The sequence below is a fragment of the Streptomyces sp. NPDC002868 genome (assembly GCF_055563295.1).
Genome location: NZ_JBVHDR010000011.1, coordinates 42370 through 60723 on the forward strand (window position 1 = coordinate 42370; position 18354 = coordinate 60723).

At 69.6% G+C, this 18354-nt stretch carries 16 protein-coding genes; 7 read left to right on the plus strand and 9 right to left on the minus strand.

Going from position 1 to position 18354, the window contains the following annotated elements; genetic code table 11:
• Positions 1-219: 219 nt before the first annotated feature.
• Positions 220-1926: an LCP family protein gene (locus ACZ3H8_RS28740; protein WP_467406815.1), complete on the plus strand. Its 1707-nt coding sequence runs from the start codon at positions 220-222 to the stop codon at positions 1924-1926.
• A 51-nt stretch (positions 1927-1977) separates the two neighbouring features.
• On the plus strand, positions 1978-3699 hold the full coding sequence (locus ACZ3H8_RS28745; protein ID WP_467406818.1) for an LCP family protein: 1722 nt from the start codon (positions 1978-1980) through the stop codon (positions 3697-3699).
• A 70-nt stretch (positions 3700-3769) separates the two neighbouring features.
• Here ACZ3H8_RS28745 and ACZ3H8_RS28750 read toward each other — a convergent pair whose 3' ends face one another.
• The gene (locus ACZ3H8_RS28750) at positions 3770-4786 is read right to left on the minus strand and encodes a glycosyltransferase family 2 protein (protein ID WP_467406819.1); all 1017 of its coding nucleotides are present in this window, start codon (positions 4784-4786) and stop codon (positions 3770-3772) included.
• Positions 4787-4909: 123 nt separating this feature from the next.
• On the opposite strand from ACZ3H8_RS28750, the gene ACZ3H8_RS28755 reads away from it, so the two are divergent.
• Positions 4910-6373: an LCP family protein gene (locus ACZ3H8_RS28755; protein ID WP_467406821.1), complete on the plus strand. Its 1464-nt coding sequence runs from the start codon at positions 4910-4912 to the stop codon at positions 6371-6373.
• A 43-nt stretch (positions 6374-6416) separates the two neighbouring features.
• Here the strand turns inward: ACZ3H8_RS28755 and ACZ3H8_RS28760 are convergent, their stop codons facing one another.
• Positions 6417-6965, minus strand: a complete 549-nt coding sequence (locus ACZ3H8_RS28760) for an acyl-CoA thioesterase (RefSeq protein ID WP_467406823.1) — start codon at positions 6963-6965, stop codon at positions 6417-6419.
• Positions 6966-7085: 120 nt separating this feature from the next.
• Here ACZ3H8_RS28760 and ACZ3H8_RS28765 point away from each other — a divergent pair, with 120 nt between their 5' ends.
• On the plus strand, positions 7086-8357 hold the full coding sequence (locus tag ACZ3H8_RS28765) for an LCP family protein (RefSeq protein WP_467406824.1): 1272 nt from the start codon (positions 7086-7088) through the stop codon (positions 8355-8357).
• Positions 8358-8434: 77 nt separating this feature from the next.
• On the opposite strand, the gene ACZ3H8_RS28770 is transcribed toward ACZ3H8_RS28765, so the two are convergent.
• The gene (locus tag ACZ3H8_RS28770) at positions 8435-9601 is read right to left on the minus strand and encodes an acyl-CoA dehydrogenase family protein (RefSeq protein ID WP_467406827.1); all 1167 of its coding nucleotides are present in this window, start codon (positions 9599-9601) and stop codon (positions 8435-8437) included.
• A 177-nt stretch (positions 9602-9778) separates the two neighbouring features.
• On the opposite strand from ACZ3H8_RS28770, the gene ACZ3H8_RS28775 reads away from it, so the two are divergent.
• Positions 9779-11116, plus strand: a complete 1338-nt coding sequence (locus tag ACZ3H8_RS28775; RefSeq protein WP_467406829.1) for a UDP-glucose dehydrogenase family protein — start codon at positions 9779-9781, stop codon at positions 11114-11116.
• Positions 11117-11224: 108 nt separating this feature from the next.
• Here ACZ3H8_RS28775 and ACZ3H8_RS28780 read toward each other — a convergent pair whose 3' ends face one another.
• On the minus strand, positions 11225-11743 hold the full coding sequence (locus ACZ3H8_RS28780; protein WP_467406830.1) for a CGNR zinc finger domain-containing protein: 519 nt from the start codon (positions 11741-11743) through the stop codon (positions 11225-11227).
• Between the two features lie 88 nt (positions 11744-11831).
• Between ACZ3H8_RS28780 and ACZ3H8_RS28785 the strand changes: the two genes are divergently transcribed.
• Positions 11832-12194, plus strand: coding sequence for a VOC family protein (locus tag ACZ3H8_RS28785; RefSeq protein ID WP_467406832.1), 363 nt, complete (start codon positions 11832-11834; stop codon positions 12192-12194).
• 22 nt (positions 12195-12216) lie between these two features.
• On the opposite strand, the gene ACZ3H8_RS28790 is transcribed toward ACZ3H8_RS28785, so the two are convergent.
• From ACZ3H8_RS28790 to ACZ3H8_RS28805, 4 genes are all read right to left on the minus strand, one after another.
• On the minus strand, positions 12217-13344 hold the full coding sequence (locus ACZ3H8_RS28790) for a dipeptidase (RefSeq protein WP_467406834.1): 1128 nt from the start codon (positions 13342-13344) through the stop codon (positions 12217-12219).
• Positions 13345-13487: 143 nt separating this feature from the next.
• Positions 13488-14672, minus strand: coding sequence for a dipeptidase (locus tag ACZ3H8_RS28795; RefSeq protein WP_467406836.1), 1185 nt, complete (start codon positions 14670-14672; stop codon positions 13488-13490).
• Between the two features lie 7 nt (positions 14673-14679).
• Positions 14680-15177, minus strand: coding sequence for a 5-(carboxyamino)imidazole ribonucleotide mutase (gene purE, locus ACZ3H8_RS28800; protein WP_467407289.1), 498 nt, complete (start codon positions 15175-15177; stop codon positions 14680-14682).
• A 19-nt stretch (positions 15178-15196) separates the two neighbouring features.
• Positions 15197-16315 (minus strand): 5-(carboxyamino)imidazole ribonucleotide synthase, encoded by a 1119-nt coding sequence (locus ACZ3H8_RS28805; RefSeq protein ID WP_467407291.1) that lies wholly within the window; start codon positions 16313-16315, stop codon positions 15197-15199.
• 200 nt (positions 16316-16515) lie between these two features.
• On the opposite strand from ACZ3H8_RS28805, the gene ACZ3H8_RS28810 reads away from it, so the two are divergent.
• Entirely contained in the window at positions 16516-17022 is a 507-nt protein-coding gene (locus ACZ3H8_RS28810; protein ID WP_467406838.1) for a GtrA family protein, read from the plus strand.
• A gap of 16 nt (positions 17023-17038) precedes the next feature.
• Here ACZ3H8_RS28810 and ACZ3H8_RS28815 read toward each other — a convergent pair whose 3' ends face one another.
• Entirely contained in the window at positions 17039-18334 is a 1296-nt protein-coding gene (locus ACZ3H8_RS28815) for an ATP-binding protein (protein WP_467406839.1), read from the minus strand.
• Between the last annotated feature and the right edge of the window lie 20 nt (positions 18335-18354).

The following is an 18354-nucleotide window of genomic DNA, read 5'->3' on the forward strand; positions in this document are numbered from 1 at the left end:
GCGATGGCCAAGTCGGAGTCAGCAGTCCATGACGATTGGGCGGAATGCCCGCTTGTAAGGAGCGTGGAATTTGTCACTGACGTCGCTCGACGCTGAACTGGACGGATAGTGTGACGCGATCTGGTGCTCCGACCTTGGGTCGCGCACTGCTGGACCGAAAGACCGAGCGCCCTTCGGGGGAGGCGCCTCGCGTGGCACCGACGGAGGACTCAGGCAACCGTGGATGCGCAAAGCCGTGGACGGGCGGACGAGATCGACCCCGCCGACCAGTGGGTCCTCAACCCGCAGACCGGCAATTACGAATTGCGACTGAACCAATCCGCACAGCAGTCGTCCGCGTCGACAAGCGCTCCCAGAACTCCGGCGCCGAGAAGTCCGCGGGACCGCAGGACCGCGTCTCCCGAGCGGGAGGTGCCGGGTCAGCGCTCGCGCCGTGCGGGCAATGCCTCCGGCGGTACGACTCCCCCCACGGCGGGCCGGCGCAAGCGCAAGCAGCCCAAGTCCCGCAAGAAGAAGGCGCTTCTATGGACGGGCGGCGTGACGGCCTTTGTCGTGGTCGCCGCCGCCGTGGGCGCGTATCTCGTCTACCAGCACTTCGACTCGAACCTGAACACGGTCGACGTCGGGGGCGCCGGCACCGGCGGCTTCAAGAAGGACCAGGCCGTCAACCTCCTCGTCATCGGCACCGACAAGCGGTCCGGCGAGGGCAATGAGTCCTACGGCGACAAGAACAGCGTCGGGCACGCCGACACCACGATCCTGTTCCACGTCTCCAAGGACCGGACGAACGCGACCGCGCTGTCCATCCCGCGAGACCTGATCACCAGCATCCCGACCTGCGAGACCAAGACCTCAGAGGGCACCAAGGACATCCCTGGCACGCGCAAGACCCGGTTCAACGAGAGCCTCGGCCAGTTCGGCCGCGACCCCGGCTGCACCATGCGTACGGTCAAGGAGCTCACCGGGGTCACCGTCGACCACTTCATGATGGCCGACTTCAACGCGGTCAAGACGATGACCACCGCGGTCGGCGGTGTCGAGGTCTGCCTCGCCAAGGACATCAAGGACAAGGACTCCAAGCTCAACCTCACGGCGGGCAAGCACGTCGTGAAGGGTGAGCAGGCGCTGGCGTTCGTACGCACGCGCCACTCGGTGGGCTTCGGCGGCGACCTCAGCCGGATCGAGATCCAGCAGCAGTTCCTGAGCTCGCTGATCCGCAAGATGAAGTCGAGCGACACCCTCTCCAGCCCCTCCAAGATGTGGGACCTGGCAGAGGCCGCCACCAAGGCGCTCACCGTCGACGACGGCATAGGCAAGATCTCCAGGCTGCGCGATCTCGGCATGGAGCTGTCGAAGGTGGACCCGAAGAACATCACCTTCGCGACCGTGCCGGTGGTCGACAACACCGACGGCGCGACCGTGCTGCTCAACGAGGCCAAGGCCGAACCGCTGTTCTCGATGATTCAGAACGACACCTCGCTCACGGAGGTGAAGCAGCAGCAACAGGACGCAAAGAACAAGCAGCAGGGCCTGCTCAAGGGGACCAGGGCGGCCGCGTCCGAGGTGCGGGTCGCGGTCTTCAACGGCAGCGATACGCGGGGGGCGGCGCTGACGACCCTGACCTGGCTGCAGAACGAGCAGGGCGTACTGAAGTCGAGCAACGAGGGCAATGCCCCGAGCAAGCTTCCCAAGACGACGCTGACGTACGCGCCGAACCAGGCCGATCAGGCCCGCAAGCTCGCGGACCTCATGGGCCTGCCGGCGACGGCGTTGAAGCCGGGCACCGAGGACGCAGTGGGTCTTGAGGCCATGCAGCTGACCCTCGGCGCGGATTTCGAGCGCGCGGGTGTGCCCATCACCGGTCCGGCGAAGGCGCCGGAGGGTGTGCAGAAGGTCGAAGCGGACAAACAGGTGTGTGCCAAGTGACGCCGGAACACCGGGTCATCAGGAGCGCCTGAACGACAGGGGGGACCCGGGGTGGGACAGAACAGCGTGCGGGGGGAGGGGACGCGGCATCGCGTTCCGCACGCCCGCGAACTGGGCTGGGACGACAGCCTGTACGGCGAGGGGGTCGACCAGGCCGCCGGAGGCCGCAGGAGGAGAACCGGCAGACAGGCCGGTCCTGATGGGCCGGACGGCGGGCCCGGGGAAGGCGGCGGCCACGAGGCCGGACACCGGCACGGCGGCCCGCGGCGCGGAAAACGGGGCAAACGCCGCATACTTCGCTGGGTCGCCTCCGTGCTGTCGCTGCTGATACTTGGCACGGCCGGCGCCGGTTACCTCTACTACGAGCACCTCAACAGCAAGCTCAAGAAGGACGACCTCACGCTCGGCAAAAAGATGCGCGAGCACCAGGCCAACGCCGCCGGTCAGGTCCCGCTGAACATCCTGCTCATCGGCTCGGACGCGCGGGACTCCAAGGAGAACCAGAAGCTCGGCGGCGCCAAGAAGACGTTCGGCGGACAGCCGCTCGCGGATGTGCAGATGCTGCTGCACCTCTCGGCCGACCGCAGCAATATCTCGGTGATCAGCATGCCGCGCGACACCGTGCTCAAGATCCCCGAGTGCAAGGACCCGGACACCGACAAGACGTTCGCCGCGACCGGCTTCAGGCTGACCAACGAGTCGCTCGGCCGCGGCGGGCCCGGCTGCACGGTGGCGACCTGGTACGCGCTCACCGGCATCACCATCGACCACTTCATGATGATCGACTTCGCGGGTGTGGTCTCCATGGCCGACGCCATCGGCGGCGTCCCGGTCTGCGTCGAGAGGAACGTCTACTCGCGCAACAGTAAGGGCGAGGGCTCCGGACTGAAGCTGGAGGCGGGCACTCACCCCGTCAAGGGCGAGCAGGCGCTCCAGTGGCTGCGTACGCGCTACGGCTTCGACGACGGCACCGACCTCGCCCGCACCCGCGCGCAGCACATGTACATGAATTCGATGGTCCGGGAGCTGCGCAAGAACACCAAGCTCACCGACCCGAACAAGCTGCGCAAGCTCGCCGAGGCGGCCATCGGAGCGCTCACCGTCGACAAGGGCATCAACTCCGTCAAACAGCTCTTCGACCTGGGCGAGGAGCTCAAGAGCGTCCCGACCGGCCGGATCACCATGACCACGATGCCGAACTTCTACACCCAGCGGCCGGGGTTCGCCGGCAAAGTCGAGCCCCAGCCGGGCGACGCCGAGCAGCTGTTCCGGATGGTCCGCGAGGACATTCCGCTGGACGGCAAGGCGTCGAAGAAGAAGCCGGCCACCACCACGCCCGCCGTGTCCAAGGACCCGGCTGCGGCGCCCGGTGAGATCGCGGTGATGGTGCAGAACGGCACCTCGGGCGACGGCCAGTTCGCCGAGAAGGGCCGTGCGGCGGCGGTCGCCGGGATCCTGTCCGACAAGGGCTTTACACAGGCCAGGGCGGACGCCACGAGGGACCCGCAGAAGAAGACGGTCATCCGGTTCTCCAACGCCGAGCTCGAGGGCGATGCTCAGGCGGTCGCCAAGTCCCTCGGGATTCCGCTGACTTCGGTGAAGAAGTCGACGGATGCCACCGGTATCTCGCTGATCGTGGGCGCGGACTGGCGCCAGGGCGACGCGTACCCGAAGTCGGTGCAGGACGACAACAAGACCCCGGCCTCGGCGAAGGCGCTGAAGGGCGACAACGACGAGTACTGCATGCCCGTGCAGGACGGCTTCACCTGGTAGCCCGGACGCGAAGGGCCCCGGGTGCGCGTGCACCCGGGGCCCTCTCGTATCTGTCAGAGGCGTGCGAGAGTCAGGCGGTCTCGGCCTTCACGGCCGGGCGGCGGCTCGCTATGACCTTCTTCGCCAGTGCGCGCGGGCTGGTGAGGAAGCCGTACCCCCACGACATGTGCATGGTGGCCAGCGCCACGGGGATCTGCAGGCGCGCCTTGAGCGGCAGGCCCTTGCCCGCCGGGAGGGAGCCCGCGGCTATCGCGGCCAGATAGCCGCCCGGGACGATGAAGCCCCAGGGGTTGAGAGCCGCGCCGACCAGGATGCCCGCGGCTATCACGCAGACCGCGGTCGGTGGGGCGAGGTAGCGCAGGTTGATGGAGCCCTCGTGGAAGCGGGCGACGACATGGCGCCAGCGGCCGTAGTCCTTGTACTGCTTCGCCAGCGCGCGCACGCTCGGCCGCGGCCGGTACTGCACCCTGAGCTCGGGCGAGAACCAGACCAGGCCGCCCGCCTCGCGGATGCGGAAGTTCAGCTCCCAGTCCTGGGCGCGGATGAACTCCTCGTTGTAGCCGCCCTGCTGCTCCAGCGCCTCGCGCCGGAAGACACCCAGATACACGGTTTCGGCCGGGCCCGCAGTGCCGCCGGTGTGGAAGGCGGCGTTCCCGACGCCGACCTTCGAGGTCATGGCGGCGGCGACGGCGTGCTCCCAGTCGTTCTCGCCCTCGGCGTGCATGATGCCGCCGACGTTCTGCGCGCCGGTCTCCTCGAGCAGCCGGACCGCGGTGGCGATGTAGTTCGCCGACAGCATGCCGTGGCCGTCGACCCGCACCACGATCGGGTGACGGGAGGCCTTGATGGCGGCGTTCAGCGCTGCAGGCGTGCGGCCGGTGGGATTCGGGACGGTGTGGACGCGAGGGTCTTCCCGTACGAGCTCGGCGGCGATCTCGTCGGTACGGTCCGTGGACGGCCCGAGCGCGATCACCACCTCCATCTCGCCGTCGTACTCCTGCTCGAGGATGTGACGGACGGAGTTGCGCAGATGCCGCTCCTCATTGAGGACCGGCATGATCACGGAGACAGGGGGCGTGGCGTTCATCGCCCGACACGTTACCGCGAATGGGGGACACGAACGCGCGGCGGCCGGTCGCTGCAGGTCGGCGCAGATCGTACGGCCCTACGGTGTGCGGGATCCCCCTGTCGCCCGCGGAGGTTTCCCCCCTTGCCCACGCCGCCCCGCTCCCGGCCGTCCCCCTCCGGCCGTCCCCGGCAAAACGCCCGGATCAGGACCAGACGGCCGGTCGAGCGGCCGCGCTGGGGCATGCGGGCGGCGACCACGCTCTCGGTCCTGGTGCTGGCGGCGGGCGGCATCGGGCATGCGGTGGTGACCAGTGTGGACACCGGTATCGACCGGGTGGACGCGTTCAAGGACATGAAGAACCGGCCCGAGGCGGGCCACGGCATGAACCTCCTGGTCGTCGGCACCGACGGCCGCGACAAGATCACGAAGGCAGAGAAGCGCAAGTACCGGCTCGGCGGCGCGCCCTGCCGCTGCACCGACACGATCATGCTGGTGCACATCTCGGGGGACCGGGAACGCGCCAGCGTGGTGAGCCTGCCGCGGGACAGTTACGTCGAGATCCCCGAGCACACCGACCCGACCACCGGCAAACGCCACTCGAAGCACCAGTTGAAGCTCAACGCGGCGTACTCGAAGGGCGGGCCGAGTCTGACCGTGCGGACCGTCGAGCACCTGACCAAAGTGAAGATCGACCACTATCTGGAGGTCGACTTCACCAGCTTCATGAAGACGGTGGACACGCTGGGCGGGGTGGAGATCTGCACACCCCGGCGGATGAAGGACTCGTACACAGGGCTGAATCTCGCTGCCGGCACCCACAAGCTGAACGGCGGGAAGGCACTGCAGTACGTGCGCTCGCGCCATATCGACGGGGCGGCCGATCTGGGCCGGATGCAGCGCCAGCAGCGCTTTCTCGCAGCCCTCATCCACCAGGCGGCCGACAGCGGTGCGCTGCTGAACCCGGTGAGGCTCCGCGAGGTCTCCTCGACGATGCTCAGCTCCGTACGGGCCGACAAGGGCTTCGGCGCCGAGGAGATGCTCGCCCTGGGCAAGGCGATGCGGGGCTTCACCGCAGCCTCGTCGGAGTTCACATCCGTGCCGCTCCGCGACTCCAGCGACCACGTCAAGGGCATCGGCTCGACGGTGAAGTGGGACGAGGCGAAGTCGAGGAAGCTGTTCCAGACGCTGCGCGAGGACAAGCCGCTCGCGCCGAACCGCCCGAAAAGGCCGCAGGCGGCGGCGGTGGATGTGTCGCCGCGGCAGATCCGGGTGCAGGTCTACAACGGGACGCTCACCGACGGCCTGGGCAGAACGGTCGACGATGCGCTGCGCGCCACCGGCTTCAACACGACCCGCGCTCCGCTGAACCTCGGCGGCAGCGAGGTGCGCCACAGCTATGTGACGTACGACCCGCGCTGGGACCGCTCGGCGAGATCGCTGGCTGCGGCGCTGCCGGGGTGCGAGCTGCGGGCGGTGAAGGGGCAGGGGCGGACAATGAAGGTGACGGCCGGGACGGACTACAAGGGAGTGACGCGGGTGCGGGCGGAGGAGCCGCCTCCGGGCGAGTTCGGCGCGGTCACCGGCGACCAGGTGGTCTGCCCGTAGCCGGGCTCCGCCCCAGCTCCCGCGCCTCGCCCCTGGACACGCCCTAGTCCTCCAGGCCCTCCGCCGCGCGCTTGTCCCGGAGCTCCTTGATCGCACGGCGCCGGGCGAGCCGGTGCGTACGCCGGATCTGCGCCTCCTGGTAGCGCCGCTGGTCCCGCTCGGTCTCGGGGATCACCGGCGGTACGGGTCGGGGCTTGCCGTCCCCGTCGACGGCGGCGAAGACGAGGTAGGCGCTGCCGACCTGGGTCGCCGGGGTCGACTCGTTCCAGCGCTCGGCCAGGACCCGTACGCCGACCTCCATCGAGGACCGGCCCGTCCAGTTCACCTGGGCCTTCACATGCACTAGATCGCCGACCCTGACCGGGACCAGGAAGACCATCTCGTCCATGGAGGCGGTGACCGCGGGCCCGCCGGAGTGGCGGCCCGCGACCGCACCCGCCGCGTCGTCCACCAGCTTCATGATCACACCGCCGTGCACCGTGCCGAGGAGATTGGTGTCACTGCCGGTCATGATGTGGCTGAGGGTGGTTCGGGACGCCGCGGTGGGCTTGCCCGGAATCTCTGCCTCCGGGTGCTGGGCCTGGTCTGTCATGCCCTCCACCATATGCGGGGGCTCTGCGGCGATCGCATTGCATCAGCTTCGCAACAGCCCTGCCCCTATTCCCCCACCCGCCTTGTGGGCGCCGGGGGCCCGCCCTGCACACTGGTCCGCATGAATGACTGGCCCGATGGATGGTCCGACGACCGCGGCAACAACAACGCAGCCGGCTACGGCCGCGGCAGCGGCGGCGCTCAACCCGAGGGCGCGCGAGTGATGCGCCATGTGCAGCGCCCGGCCGCACCCCCGCGCGGCGGGGTCCCGCCGCAGTCGCGAGGGTACGACGAAGGCTATGACCAGCAGGGCTACGACAGCGGCTACAACACGGGCCAGGTCTACGGCGGCCCCGGTGGCGGCAACGGCGGCCCGCCGCACGACGGCCGGCCCTACGACGGCCGGCCCGCCCCCAACTGGCGCCGCCGCCTCAAGGTCGGCTCGCTGACCCTGGTCGTCGTACTGCTCGCCGTCTCCATCGGCACGTACTTCTGGGCCGACTCCAAGCTCAAGCGAGAGGTCGACCTCTCCAAGGTCATCGAGCGCCCGGGCGAGGGCGAAGGCACGAACTATCTGATCGTGGGCTCCGACAGCCGCGAGGGCATGTCGGCCGACGACAAGAAGAAGCTCCACACGGGCTCGGCCGAGGGCAAGCGGACCGACTCGATGATGATCCTGCACGAGGGCTCGAACGGCCCGACGCTGATCTCGCTGCCGCGCGACTCGGACGTGGAGATACCGTCCTTCAAGGGCTCGGAGTCCGGCAAGTTCTTCCCGGCCGAGGGCCGGCGGGTGAAGCTGAACGCGGCGTACGCGGAGGACGGCCCGGAGCTGCTGGTCCGCACCGTCGAGCACAACACGGGCCTGCGCATCGATCACTACGTCGAGATCGGCTTCGCGGGCTTCGCGAACATCGTCGACGCGATCGGCGGCGTGGAGATCGACATCCCGAAGGCCTTCAAGGACAAGAAGTCGGGCGCGGACTTCCAGGCGGGTAAGCAGACGCTGAACGGCGAGCAGTCGCTGGCGTTCGTGCGTACGCGGTACGCCTTCGCGGGCAGCGACCTGGACCGTACGAAGAACCAGCAGAAGTTCCTTGCGGCCCTGGCGAGCCAGACGGCGACGCCGGGCACGCTGCTCAACCCGTTCAAGCTCTACCCGACGATGGGCGCGGGCCTGGACACCCTGATCGTCGACAAGGACATGTCCCTGTGGTCGCTGGGCAAGATGTTCTTCGCGATGAAGGGCGTCACGGGCGGCGAGGGCAAGTCGATGAACATGCCGATCTCGGGCAGCAGGGGCGGGAACCTGGTCTGGGACAAGGCGAAGGTGAAGCAGCTGGTGCAGCAGCTGAAGAACGACGAGAAGGTCACGGTCACCTCGGACCGCTGACGGGACGATGCGAAGGGGGCCCGCACCGGAAACGTCCGGTGCGGGCCCCCTTCGTATGCCGAATTTCGTATGCCGGCTTACGGCAGGTTGCGGGCCATGACGATCCGCTGGACCTGGTTCGTGCCCTCGTAGATCTGGGTGATCTTGGCGTCGCGCATCATGCGCTCGACGGGGTAGTCACGGGTGTAGCCGTAGCCGCCGAGCAGCTGGACCGCGTCCGTGGTGATCTCCATGGCGGCGTCCGAGGCGTAGCACTTGGCGGCCGCGCCGAAGAAGGTGAGGTCGCTGTCGACGCGCTCGGACTTGGCGGCCGCGGCGTAGGTGAGCTGGCGGGCGGCCTCCAGCTTCATCGCCATGTCGGCGAGCATGAACTGGATGCCCTGGAAGTCGGCGATCGGCTTGCCGAACTGCTTGCGCTCCTGGACATAGCCCTTGGCGTAGTCGAGAGCGCCCTGGGCGATGCCGAGGGCCTGGGCCGCGATCGTGATGCGGGTGTGGTCCAGGGTCTTCATGGCGGTCGCGAAGCCGGTGCCCTCCTCGCCGATCATGCGGTCGGCGGGGATGCGGACGTTGTCGAGGTAGACCTCCCGGGTCGGGGAGCCCTTGATGCCGAGCTTCTTCTCCGGGGCGCCGAAGGAGACGCCCTCGTCGGACTTCTCGACGACGAAGGCGCTGATGCCCTTGGAGCGCTTGGTCGGGTCGGTGACGGCCATCACCGTGTAGTACTCGGAGACGCCGGCGTTGGTGATCCAGCGCTTCACGCCGTTGAGTATGTAGTGGTCGCCGTCGCGCACGGCCTTGGTCTTCATACCGGCCGCGTCGGAACCGGCGTCCGGCTCGGAGAGGCAGTACGAGAACATCCCGTCGCCATTGGCGAGCGGGCCCAGGTACCTCTTCTTGAGGTCCTCGGAGCCGGAGAGGATCACCGGGAGCGAGCCGAGCTTGTTCACGGCCGGGATCAGGGAGGAGGAGGCGCAGACGCGCGCGACCTCTTCGATGACGATGACGGTGGCCAGCGCGTCGGCGCCCGCGCCGCCGTAGGACTCAGGGACGTGGACCGCATGCAGATCGGCGGAGACCAGGGCGTCGAGGGCCTCCTGCGGGAATCGGGCCTGCTCGTCGACCTCTGCGGCGAACGGAGCGATCTTTGCCTCGGCAAGCGAGCGGATGGCGTCGCGGAGCATGTCGTGCTCTTCGGACGGGCGGTACAGGTCAAATGCCGAGTTACCGGTCGATCCGGCCAAGGTCTCTCACTCCCCAAGGAACGCTAACTACCGTTAAGTAACCTAATTTTAGAGGGCTGCCGCAGCCAGGCATACGTGACCTTGGCGACAGCTGGTGTGACAGGGGGAAACGTGCCCCGAGAGGGCACGGCTATGCTCGGGCACGCATTCCGAGCCCGCACTTCCCTGGAGCACCGCATGGCCCTCAAGATCACCGTGATCGGCACCGGATATCTCGGCGCCACGCACGCCGCGGCCATGGCGGAGCTGGGCTTCGAAGTGCTCGGACTCGACATCGTGCCCGAGAAGATCGAGATGCTTTCTGCGGGCAAGGTCCCGATGTACGAGCCGGGGCTGGAGGAGCTGCTCGCCAGGCATGTCGCGGGGATCGAGGGATCGAGCGGGCGGCTGCGCTTCACGACTTCCTGGGAGGAGATCGGGGAGTTCGGGGACGTTCATTTTGTCTGCGTGAACACCCCGCAGAAGCACGGGGAGTACGCCTGTGACATGTCGTACGTCGACTCCGCCTTCGAGTCGCTGGCGCCGGTACTGACGCGGACCGCGCTCGTCGTCGGCAAGTCGACCGTCCCGGTGGGGTCGGCGCAGCGGCTGGCCGAGCTGCTCGCCGAGAAGGCGCCGGGGGACGTGGAGCTGGCCTGGAACCCGGAGTTCCTGCGGGAGGGCTTTGCCGTGCAGGACACGCTGCACCCGGACCGGGTCGTGGTGGGCGTCACCAGCGAGCGGGCCGAGAAGCTGCTGCGCGAGGTGTACGCGACGCCCGTCGAGGAGGGGTCGCCGTTTGTGGTGACGGACTACCCGACGGCGGAGCTGGTGAAGACCGCGGCGAATTCCTTCCTGGCGACCAAGATCTCGTTCATCAACGCCATGGCCGAGATCTGCGAGGCCGCGGACGGCGATGTGGTGAAGCTGGCGGAGGCGATCGGGCACGACGAGCGCATCGGGAAGAAGTTCCTGCGGGCGGGCGTCGGCTTCGGGGGCGGCTGCCTGCCGAAGGACATCCGGGCGTTCATGGCGCGGGCCGGTGAGCTGGGCGTGGACCAGGCGCTGACGTTCCTGCGCGAGGTCGACTCGATCAATATGCGACGGCGCGGGCACATGGTGGAGCTGGCGCGGGACGCGGTGGGCGGCGACTCCTTCCTGGGGAAGCGGGTGGCCGTGCTGGGCGCGACGTTCAAGCCGGACTCGGACGACGTACGGGATTCGCCGGCGCTGAATGTGGCGGGCCAGATCCATCTGCAGGGCGGCCAGGTCACGGTGTACGACCCCAAGGGCATGGAGAACGCACGGCGGCTGTTCCCGACGCTGGGGTACGCGGATTCGGCACTGGAGGCGGTGCGGGGCGCGGATGTGGTGCTGCACCTGACGGAGTGGCGCGAGTTCCGCGAGCTGGACCCGGCGATGCTGGGCGAGGTCGCGACGAGCCGGATCGTGCTGGACGGCAGGAACGCGCTGGACGGCGGGAAGTGGCGCGAGGCGGGCTGGACGTACCGGGCGATGGGGCGGCCGCGGGCCTGAGCCTCGCCGTTCGCGGCGCGGCGGCCGGCCTGGGCCTTCGCCATTCGCGGCGCGGCGGCCGGCCTGAGCCTTCGCCATTCGCGGCGCGGCCGCGGGCCTGAGGGTCCGTCAGCCTGTCGCCGTGCGGCGGGCGCGGTACGTGCGCATCTTCGCGCGGGCGCCGCATACCGCCATCGAGCACCAGCGGCTGCGGCCGGCCGGGCTGCGGTCGTAGTACGCCCAGTGGCAGTCCTCGGCCTCGCACGCCTTGAGGCGCGCCCATGTCCCGTCGGCGGCAGCGGCTGCGATGGCCTCTGCGATACGGGAGACGAGCGGGCCGTCCGAGGTCGCGGGGCGCAGTGCCGCGGCGCCGTCCTCGGCGACGGTGACATACAGCGGGGCCCCGGCCAGGAGCCGGTCGAGCGCGGCGGGCGAGCGGCCCGGCGATCGGTGCCCGGCGTGCGCGAGGCAGGCGCCGCGCAGGGCCTCGCGGAGCTCCCGGGCAGCGGGGACGTCGCGCTCGGCGAGACCGAAGGCGGCGCGGCCCTCGGCGGTGTCGAGCAAGTCGGCGCCGTTCTCGATGTTCAGCGTGTTCACCAGGGCCTCGACCAGCGCGAGGCCCCCGGGCGCGGCTGCCCTCTCATTCATGGTTGCGACGTTACCTCTGGTGCGGGAGCATGGGGTAACCGTTACCGGTTGCGGCATTGCACCGGTAACCCGAACAGAGGAGCTGACCATGGCCATCGCCACGCTGGGAACTGTGGTGCTGGACTGTCCCGACCCTGTCGCGCTCGGCCGCTTCTACGCCGGGCTGCTGGGCGGTGACATCGAATCCGACGGCGACGGCTGGGTCTCCCTGACGGGCGCCCCGGGCACCCCGCTGGCGTTCCAGGCGGCGCCGGGCTTCGTACCGCCGAAGTGGCCGGCACCCGACGCGTCGCAGCAGTTCCACCTGGACCTGACGGTGGAGGACCTGGACGCGGCGGAGGAGGGAGCGCTGGCACTGGGCGCGAAGCCGCTGGACGCGGACGACAGGGGCCGGTCCTGGCGGGTGTACGCGGACCCGGCGGGGCATCCCTTCTGCCTCTGCGCGTGCTGAGCGGGGCCAGGCTTCCAAGCTCTTACGCGTCGTCCAGCGTCGTCACCCGTGCCGTCGACGCCGACCTGCGGTCCTGCATCGCCCTGGCCACGAAATCCGTGTCCCTCACGACCCGGTATACGTTCCCCCAGGTCAGCGCGTCGATGTCCGGTTCGGGCCAGGAGCGGTCCAGGAGTTCGGCGATCAGGCGGGGGAAGCAGGACACGTCTGCCAGGTCGGGGGCGTGGTGGGCACCCGTGTCGTAAGCGCCGGTGAGGGCTACCGACTCCGGGCCCACCGCGTCACGGACATGGTCCAGGTGGTCCGCCGTTTCGCGGAGGGAGGCGGCCGTGCAAGGGACCATGCAGACGCCGCGGTTGGCGCGGAGCTGGCGCAGTACGTCGTCCGGGACCCGTTCCGGGTGGTGCGAGATGACGACCGGCGCCTGGGCGACCTTCAGCGCCCGGTGCATCGTCTCGGGCGTGCAGCCGGAGAGGTCGACGACGATGCCCAGGCGGTTCATCTCGCGGACGACCTCATGGCCGAAGGAGGTCAGGCCGGTGCGCTGGGTCCAGCGGGTGCCCGCGAGGGTCAGGCTGCGGACGCCCAGTGCGTGGTACGCGCGCAGCGTGCCGAGCGAGTCGCCCAGGGCCGGGCCCGCCACCGGGCCGAGCAGCACGGCTATGCGGCCGCAGTTGCGCGCGTCGGCGAGGTCGTCGACGCTCAGCGCCAGGCGCATGCTTTCGGGATAGCCGGCCACCAGCGAGCGGACCAGGTCGAGCTGTTCCATCGTCGCGGTCAGCGTGCCGTCACCGGTGATCTCGGACGGGGCATGCAGGGACCAGAACTGCGCGCCGACGCCGCCGTCCCGCAGCCGGGGTATGTCCGTCTCCAGCGTCCGCTCGCCGTGTTCGATGTCGTGCGACGGGGTGTCCCTGAGCGCCTGGGCCAGACCGCTGAGACCGTCGGCTATCGGGTGCGCGGCAAGCAGTTCCCGTGCCCGCTCCAGGCTCCCGGCGACCGGCTCGACCGGCGCGGCCGACTCCCCCGACGCCCCGGTGCGGGGCGGCGCCAGGGAGTCGAGGTCGCCGAGGGCGTCGAGGTCGCCGAAGTCGCCGAAGTTGCCGACCGCGCCGGTGGCGGTTTGGGGTTCGTCCTGCAGATCTGCCATGGCGGGTGCTCCGAGCCTCGAACGACCGTGCCGTAGAGCCACCGTGGCACGGGAGCGCCGACGGTTCACGGTGGGTGGTGCGTTCGGGGTACGCAACCTGACCCCGGGCCCCGTACCGCACTCACCCGTCGAGCGGACCGCACTCAGCCGTCGAGCTGCCCGATCGTCGCGTTCGACGGGCCGCGCTGCGTCTGCAGATCGCGGGCGACGTCCTCCGCCGCGCGCAGCGTGCGCACCGCGTTCTGCCAGGTGAGCTTCGCCAGGTCGGACGCCGACCAGCCGCGCCGCAGCAGCTCCGCGATCAGGTTGGGATAGCCCGCGACGTCGTCCAGGCCGGCCGGGGTGAAGGCGGTGCCGTCGAAGTCGCCGCCGATGCCGATGTGGTCGACGCCGGCGACCTCGCGCATATGGTCGAGGTGGTCCGCGACCGTCGCGACGGTGGCCACCGGGCGGGGGTGCGCCTCCTCGAAGGCCGCGTGGATCCGCATCGCGTCCGGCGTCGTGTCCAGGGGGTGGAAGCCGTGCGTCTGCATGTTCTCGTCGGCCGCCTGGGTCCAGGCGACGGCCTGCGGGAGGATGAACTTCGGTACGAACGTGACCATCGCGACGCCGCCGTTCGCGGGCAGCAGCGCCAGCACATCGTCGGGGATGTTGCGTACGTGGTCGCAGATCGCCCGGGACGAGGAGTGCGAGAAGACGACCGGGGCGGCCGACGTGGCGAGCGCGTCGCGCATCGTGGACGCGGCCACGTGGGAGAGGTCGACCAGCATGCCGGTGCGGTTCATCTCCCGTACGACCTCGTGACCGAAGTCCGAGAGGCCGCCGACCCCGGGAGCATCGGTCGCCGAGTCCGCCCACGGGACGTTGTCGTTGTGGGTGAGCGTCATATAGCGCACGCCCAGCGCGTACAGCGCCCGCAGCGTGGCGAGCGAGTTGTTGATGGAGTGCCCGCCCTCGGCGCCCATGAGCGAGGCGATCCGGCTCTCGCCGCGCGCCTTCTCCATGTCGTCCGCCGTCAGTGCGGCGGCCAGGTCGGCCGGATAGCGCTCCAGCAGCTGGCGTACCCCGTCGACCTGCTCCAGGGTCGCGCTGACCGCGTCGTCCCCGGCCATGTCGCTGCGTACGTACACGGACCAGAACTGCGCGCCGACCCCGCCGGCGCGCAGCCGCGGGATGTCCGTGTGCAGCCGGCCTCTCTGGTCGGCGGCGATGTCCATACGGTTCAGGTCGTAGCGGACGTGTTCGCGCAGCGCCCACGGCAGGTCGTTGTGCCCGTCGACGACGGGGTGTTCGGCGAGGAGTTCCCGTGCCCGGCTGAGAAAGTCCATGGCGGTGTTACTTCCCGAAGCCGAAGGCGGCCGCACCTTCGACCTTCGTACGCAGCCGCTTGCCCTTCTCCGTCGCCTGGTCGTTCAGCTCCTGCTGGAACTCCCGCATACGGGCGAGGAGTTCACTGTCCTGGGTGGCCAGGATGCGGGCCGCGAGCAGGCCCGCGTTACGGGCTCCGGCGACCGAGACCGTGGCGACCGGCACGCCCGCCGGCATCTGCACGATGGACAGTAGCGAGTCCATCCCGTCGAGGTACTTCAGCGGTACCGGGACGCCGATGACCGGGAGGGGGGTGACGGAGGCGAGCATGCCCGGCAGATGGGCCGCTCCCCCGGCGCCCGCGATGATCGCCTTGAGACCGCGGTCCGCGGCCTCCTCTCCGTACGCGATCATTTCGCGCGGCATCCGGTGCGCGGAGACGACATCGACCTCGTACCGGATCTCGAACTCGTCAAGGGCCTGCGCCGCGGCCTCCATGACGGGCCAGTCGGAGTCCGAGCCCATGACGATGCCGACCAGTGGGTTACTCAACGATCGTCCCTCGCAGATAGCCGGCGGCGTGACGGGCGCGCTCCAGCACGTCCTCCAGATCGTCGCCGTAAGTGTTGACATGGCCGACCTTGCGGCCGGGCTTCACGTCCTTGCCGTACATGTGGATCTTGAGCTGGGGGTCGCGGGCCATGCAGTGCAGATACGCCTGATACATGTCGGGGTAGTCCCCGCCGAGGACGTTCGCCATGACCGTCCAGGTGCCGCGCGGGCGCGGGTCGCCGAGCGGGAGGTCGAGGACGGCGCGGACATGGTTGGCGAACTGCGAGGTGATCGCGCCGTCCTGGGTCCAGTGGCCGGAGTTGTGCGGGCGCATGGCGAGCTCGTTGACCAGGATGCGGCCGTCCGTCGTCTCGAAAAGCTCGACCGCGAGGTGGCCGACGACGCCGAGCTCCTTCGCGATGCGCAGGGCAAGCTCCTGGGCCTGGCCGGCCAGCTCCTCGTCCAGACCGGGCGCGGGCGCGATCACCGTGTCGCAGACGCCGTCGACCTGCCGGGACTCGACGACGGGGTAGGCGACGGCCTGGCCGTGCGGGGAGCGGACGATGTTCGCCGCCAGCTCGCGGGTGAAGTCGACCTTCTCCTCGGCGAGGACGGGGACGCCGGCCTTGAACGGTGCCTCGGCGTCCTCTTGCGTGCGGACGAACCAGACGCCCTTGCCGTCGTAGCCGCCGCGCACCGTCTTGAGGATGACGGGGAAGCCTCCGACCTCATCGGCGAACGCCGACACATCGGCGGGGTCCGCCACGATGCGGTGGCGCGGGCAGGGTGCGCCGAGCTCGTCGAGCTTCGCGCGCATCACGCCCTTGTCCTGCGCGTGCACCAGAGCGTCGGGCCCCGGCCGGACGGGGATGCCGTCCGCCTCCAGGGCCCGCAGGTGCTCGATCGGGACGTGCTCATGATCGAAAGTGAGCACATCGCAGCCCCGCGCGAACTCACGCAGCGTGTCCAGGTCGCGATAGTCGCCTATGACGACATCGCTGACCACTTGGGCCGCGGAGTCCTGCGGGGTGTCACTGAGGAGCTTGAATCTGATGCCGAGGGGGATACCCGCCTCGTGGGTCATACGGGCGAGCTGACCGCCGCCGACCATGCCGACTACCGGGAACGTCACCCTCCTAGGGTATCCGCCGCCCCGGGAAGCCCCTGCCGCCCGCGGTCCCGGACCCGGGTACCGTCTGCCTTGTCACAGCCTCGCCACACCATCGCGGCCGTCCGAAAGGCGGGAGCCGGGGGGTGCTGGATAGCATGGCTGGGTCGACGACACCGACCCGAACGGGGCTAGCGATCACCATGAGTGAACGAAGCGCACTGCGCGTGCGGCTCGAGCAGCTGGCTCGCGAGTTCGCGAAGTTCGGCGCAGTGGGTGGCGTGGGGCTCCTGGTGGACCTGGGAGTCTTCAATCTCGTACGGCATCTCACGGACATCCCTGTCGTGCGGGCGAGCATCATCGCCACGGTTGTCGCGATCGGCTTCAACTATCTGGGCTTCCGGTACTTCACCTACCGGGACCGCGACAAGAGCCGCAGGACCAAGGAGCTGACGCTCTTCCTCCTGTTCAGCCTGGTCGGTCTGGTGATCCAGAGCGGGGTGCTGTACGCCGCGACGTACGGCTTCGGCTGGGACAGTCCGCTGCAGAGCAACTTCTTCAAGTTCCTCGGCATCGGCATCGCGACGCTGTTCCGCTTCTGGTCGTACCGCACCTGGGTGTTCCGGGCGCTGCCGGCGCGCGAGGCCGTGCAGACGGCGGAGTCGTTCCTGGGGCAGCGGCGGCCGCAGCCCGACAAGGTCCGCGGCTGACCAAGTCCGCGGCCGGCTATCTGACGGTGGGCGGGTCGTCCTTGCGCGGGTCGTCCTTGCGCAGGTGGTCCTTGCGGCTGCGTGCCACCCGGCTCAGGAACAGCGCGAAGACCGGCGGATGCTGCTGGAGCAGCTCAAGACGGCCGCCGTCCGCCTCCGCCAGATCGCGGGCCACGGCCAGTCCGATGCCGGTGGAGTTGCGGCCGCTGATGGTCCGCTCGAAGATCCGCGCGCCGAGGTCGGCCGGTACCCCGGGGCCCTCGTCGGTCACCTCGACCACGGCCTGATTGCCGGTGGCGCGGGTGCGCACGGCCACCGTGCCGCCGCCGTGCATCAGGGAGTTCTCGATCAGCGCGGCGAGCACCTGGGCGACCGCGCCCGGGGTGCCGACGGCCCGCATGCCCTGCCGTCCCGAGCAGACGATGGCCCGGCCCGCGCTGCGGTAGGCCGGCCGCCACTCCTCCAGCTGCTGCTTGACGACCTCGTCCAGATCGAAGGTGACGGCCGAACCGGTGCGCGGGTCACGGGAGTTGGTGAGCAGCCGCTCCACTACGTCGGTGAGCCGCTCCACCTGGGCCAGCGCGATGCTCGCCTCCTCCTTCACCGTCTCCAGGTCGTCGGTGACGGTGATCTCCTCCAGCCGCATGGAGAGTGCGGTCAGCGGCGTACGGAGCTGGTGCGAGGCGTCCGCGGCGAGCCGGCGCTCGGCGGTGAGCATTCGGGCGATGCGCTCGGCGCTGGCGTCGAGGACGTCGGCGACCCGGTCGAGCTCGGGAACGCCGTAGCGCTTGTGGCGGGGGCGCTGGTCGCCCGAGCCGAGGCGTTCGGCGGTCTCGGCGAGGTCGGTGAGCGGGGAGCCGAGGCGGTTCGCCTGGCGTACGGCGAGCAGCACGGCGGCGATGACCGCGAGCAGGGCGACTGCGCCGATGATCAGCAGGCTCCGGCCGACCTCGCGGGTCACGGAGGAGCGGGATTCCTCGACGGTGACGGTCTCGCCGCGCTCGCCCTCCGCGGTGCCGCGGATGACGCTGCCGGTGGGACGCTCGCCGATCTCGATGGGGCCACGGCCGGGGATCTCGATCAGGGCGTACCGCTTGGCGCCGCTCTGCTCGGCGAGGATGTCGGGGTTGACGGGCTCGCCGCCGATGAGCCGGCTGTCGACGATGCTGACGAGGCGCAGGGCCTCGGAGTCCACGCTCTCCTGGGCGCTGCTGCTGATGGTGCGGGTCTCGACGAGGACGAGGGAGACGCCGAAGACGGCGATGACGACCAGCACGACGGCGAGCGTGGAGTTGATCAGACGGCGGCGCAATGTGCCCTCCGGGCGGGACG

What these genes read in the sequence shown, in the direction of transcription:
- ACZ3H8_RS28790 (WP_467406834.1), bottom strand. Translation starts at nt 13,344, where the DNA reads ATGGCAGATCTGCAGGACGAACCCCAAACCGCCACCGGCGCGGTCGGC.
- ACZ3H8_RS28775 (WP_467406829.1), top strand. Translation starts at nt 9,779, where the DNA reads ATGGCCCTCAAGATCACCGTGATCGGCACCGGATATCTCGGCGCCACG.
- purE (WP_467407289.1), bottom strand. Translation starts at nt 15,177, where the DNA reads ATGGGCTCGGACTCCGACTGGCCCGTCATGGAGGCCGCGGCGCAGGCC.
- ACZ3H8_RS28810 (WP_467406838.1), top strand. Translation starts at nt 16,516, where the DNA reads ATGAGTGAACGAAGCGCACTGCGCGTGCGGCTCGAGCAGCTGGCTCGC.
- ACZ3H8_RS28765 (WP_467406824.1), top strand. Translation starts at nt 7,086, where the DNA reads ATGAATGACTGGCCCGATGGATGGTCCGACGACCGCGGCAACAACAAC.
- ACZ3H8_RS28795 (WP_467406836.1), bottom strand. Translation starts at nt 14,672, where the DNA reads ATGGACTTTCTCAGCCGGGCACGGGAACTCCTCGCCGAACACCCCGTC.
- ACZ3H8_RS28785 (WP_467406832.1), top strand. Translation starts at nt 11,832, where the DNA reads ATGGCCATCGCCACGCTGGGAACTGTGGTGCTGGACTGTCCCGACCCT.
- ACZ3H8_RS28750 (WP_467406819.1), bottom strand. Translation starts at nt 4,786, where the DNA reads ATGAACGCCACGCCCCCTGTCTCCGTGATCATGCCGGTCCTCAATGAG.
- ACZ3H8_RS28760 (WP_467406823.1), bottom strand. Translation starts at nt 6,965, where the DNA reads ATGACAGACCAGGCCCAGCACCCGGAGGCAGAGATTCCGGGCAAGCCC.
- ACZ3H8_RS28805 (WP_467407291.1), bottom strand. Translation starts at nt 16,315, where the DNA reads ATGGTCGGCGGCGGTCAGCTCGCCCGTATGACCCACGAGGCGGGTATC.
- ACZ3H8_RS28780 (WP_467406830.1), bottom strand. Translation starts at nt 11,743, where the DNA reads ATGAATGAGAGGGCAGCCGCGCCCGGGGGCCTCGCGCTGGTCGAGGCC.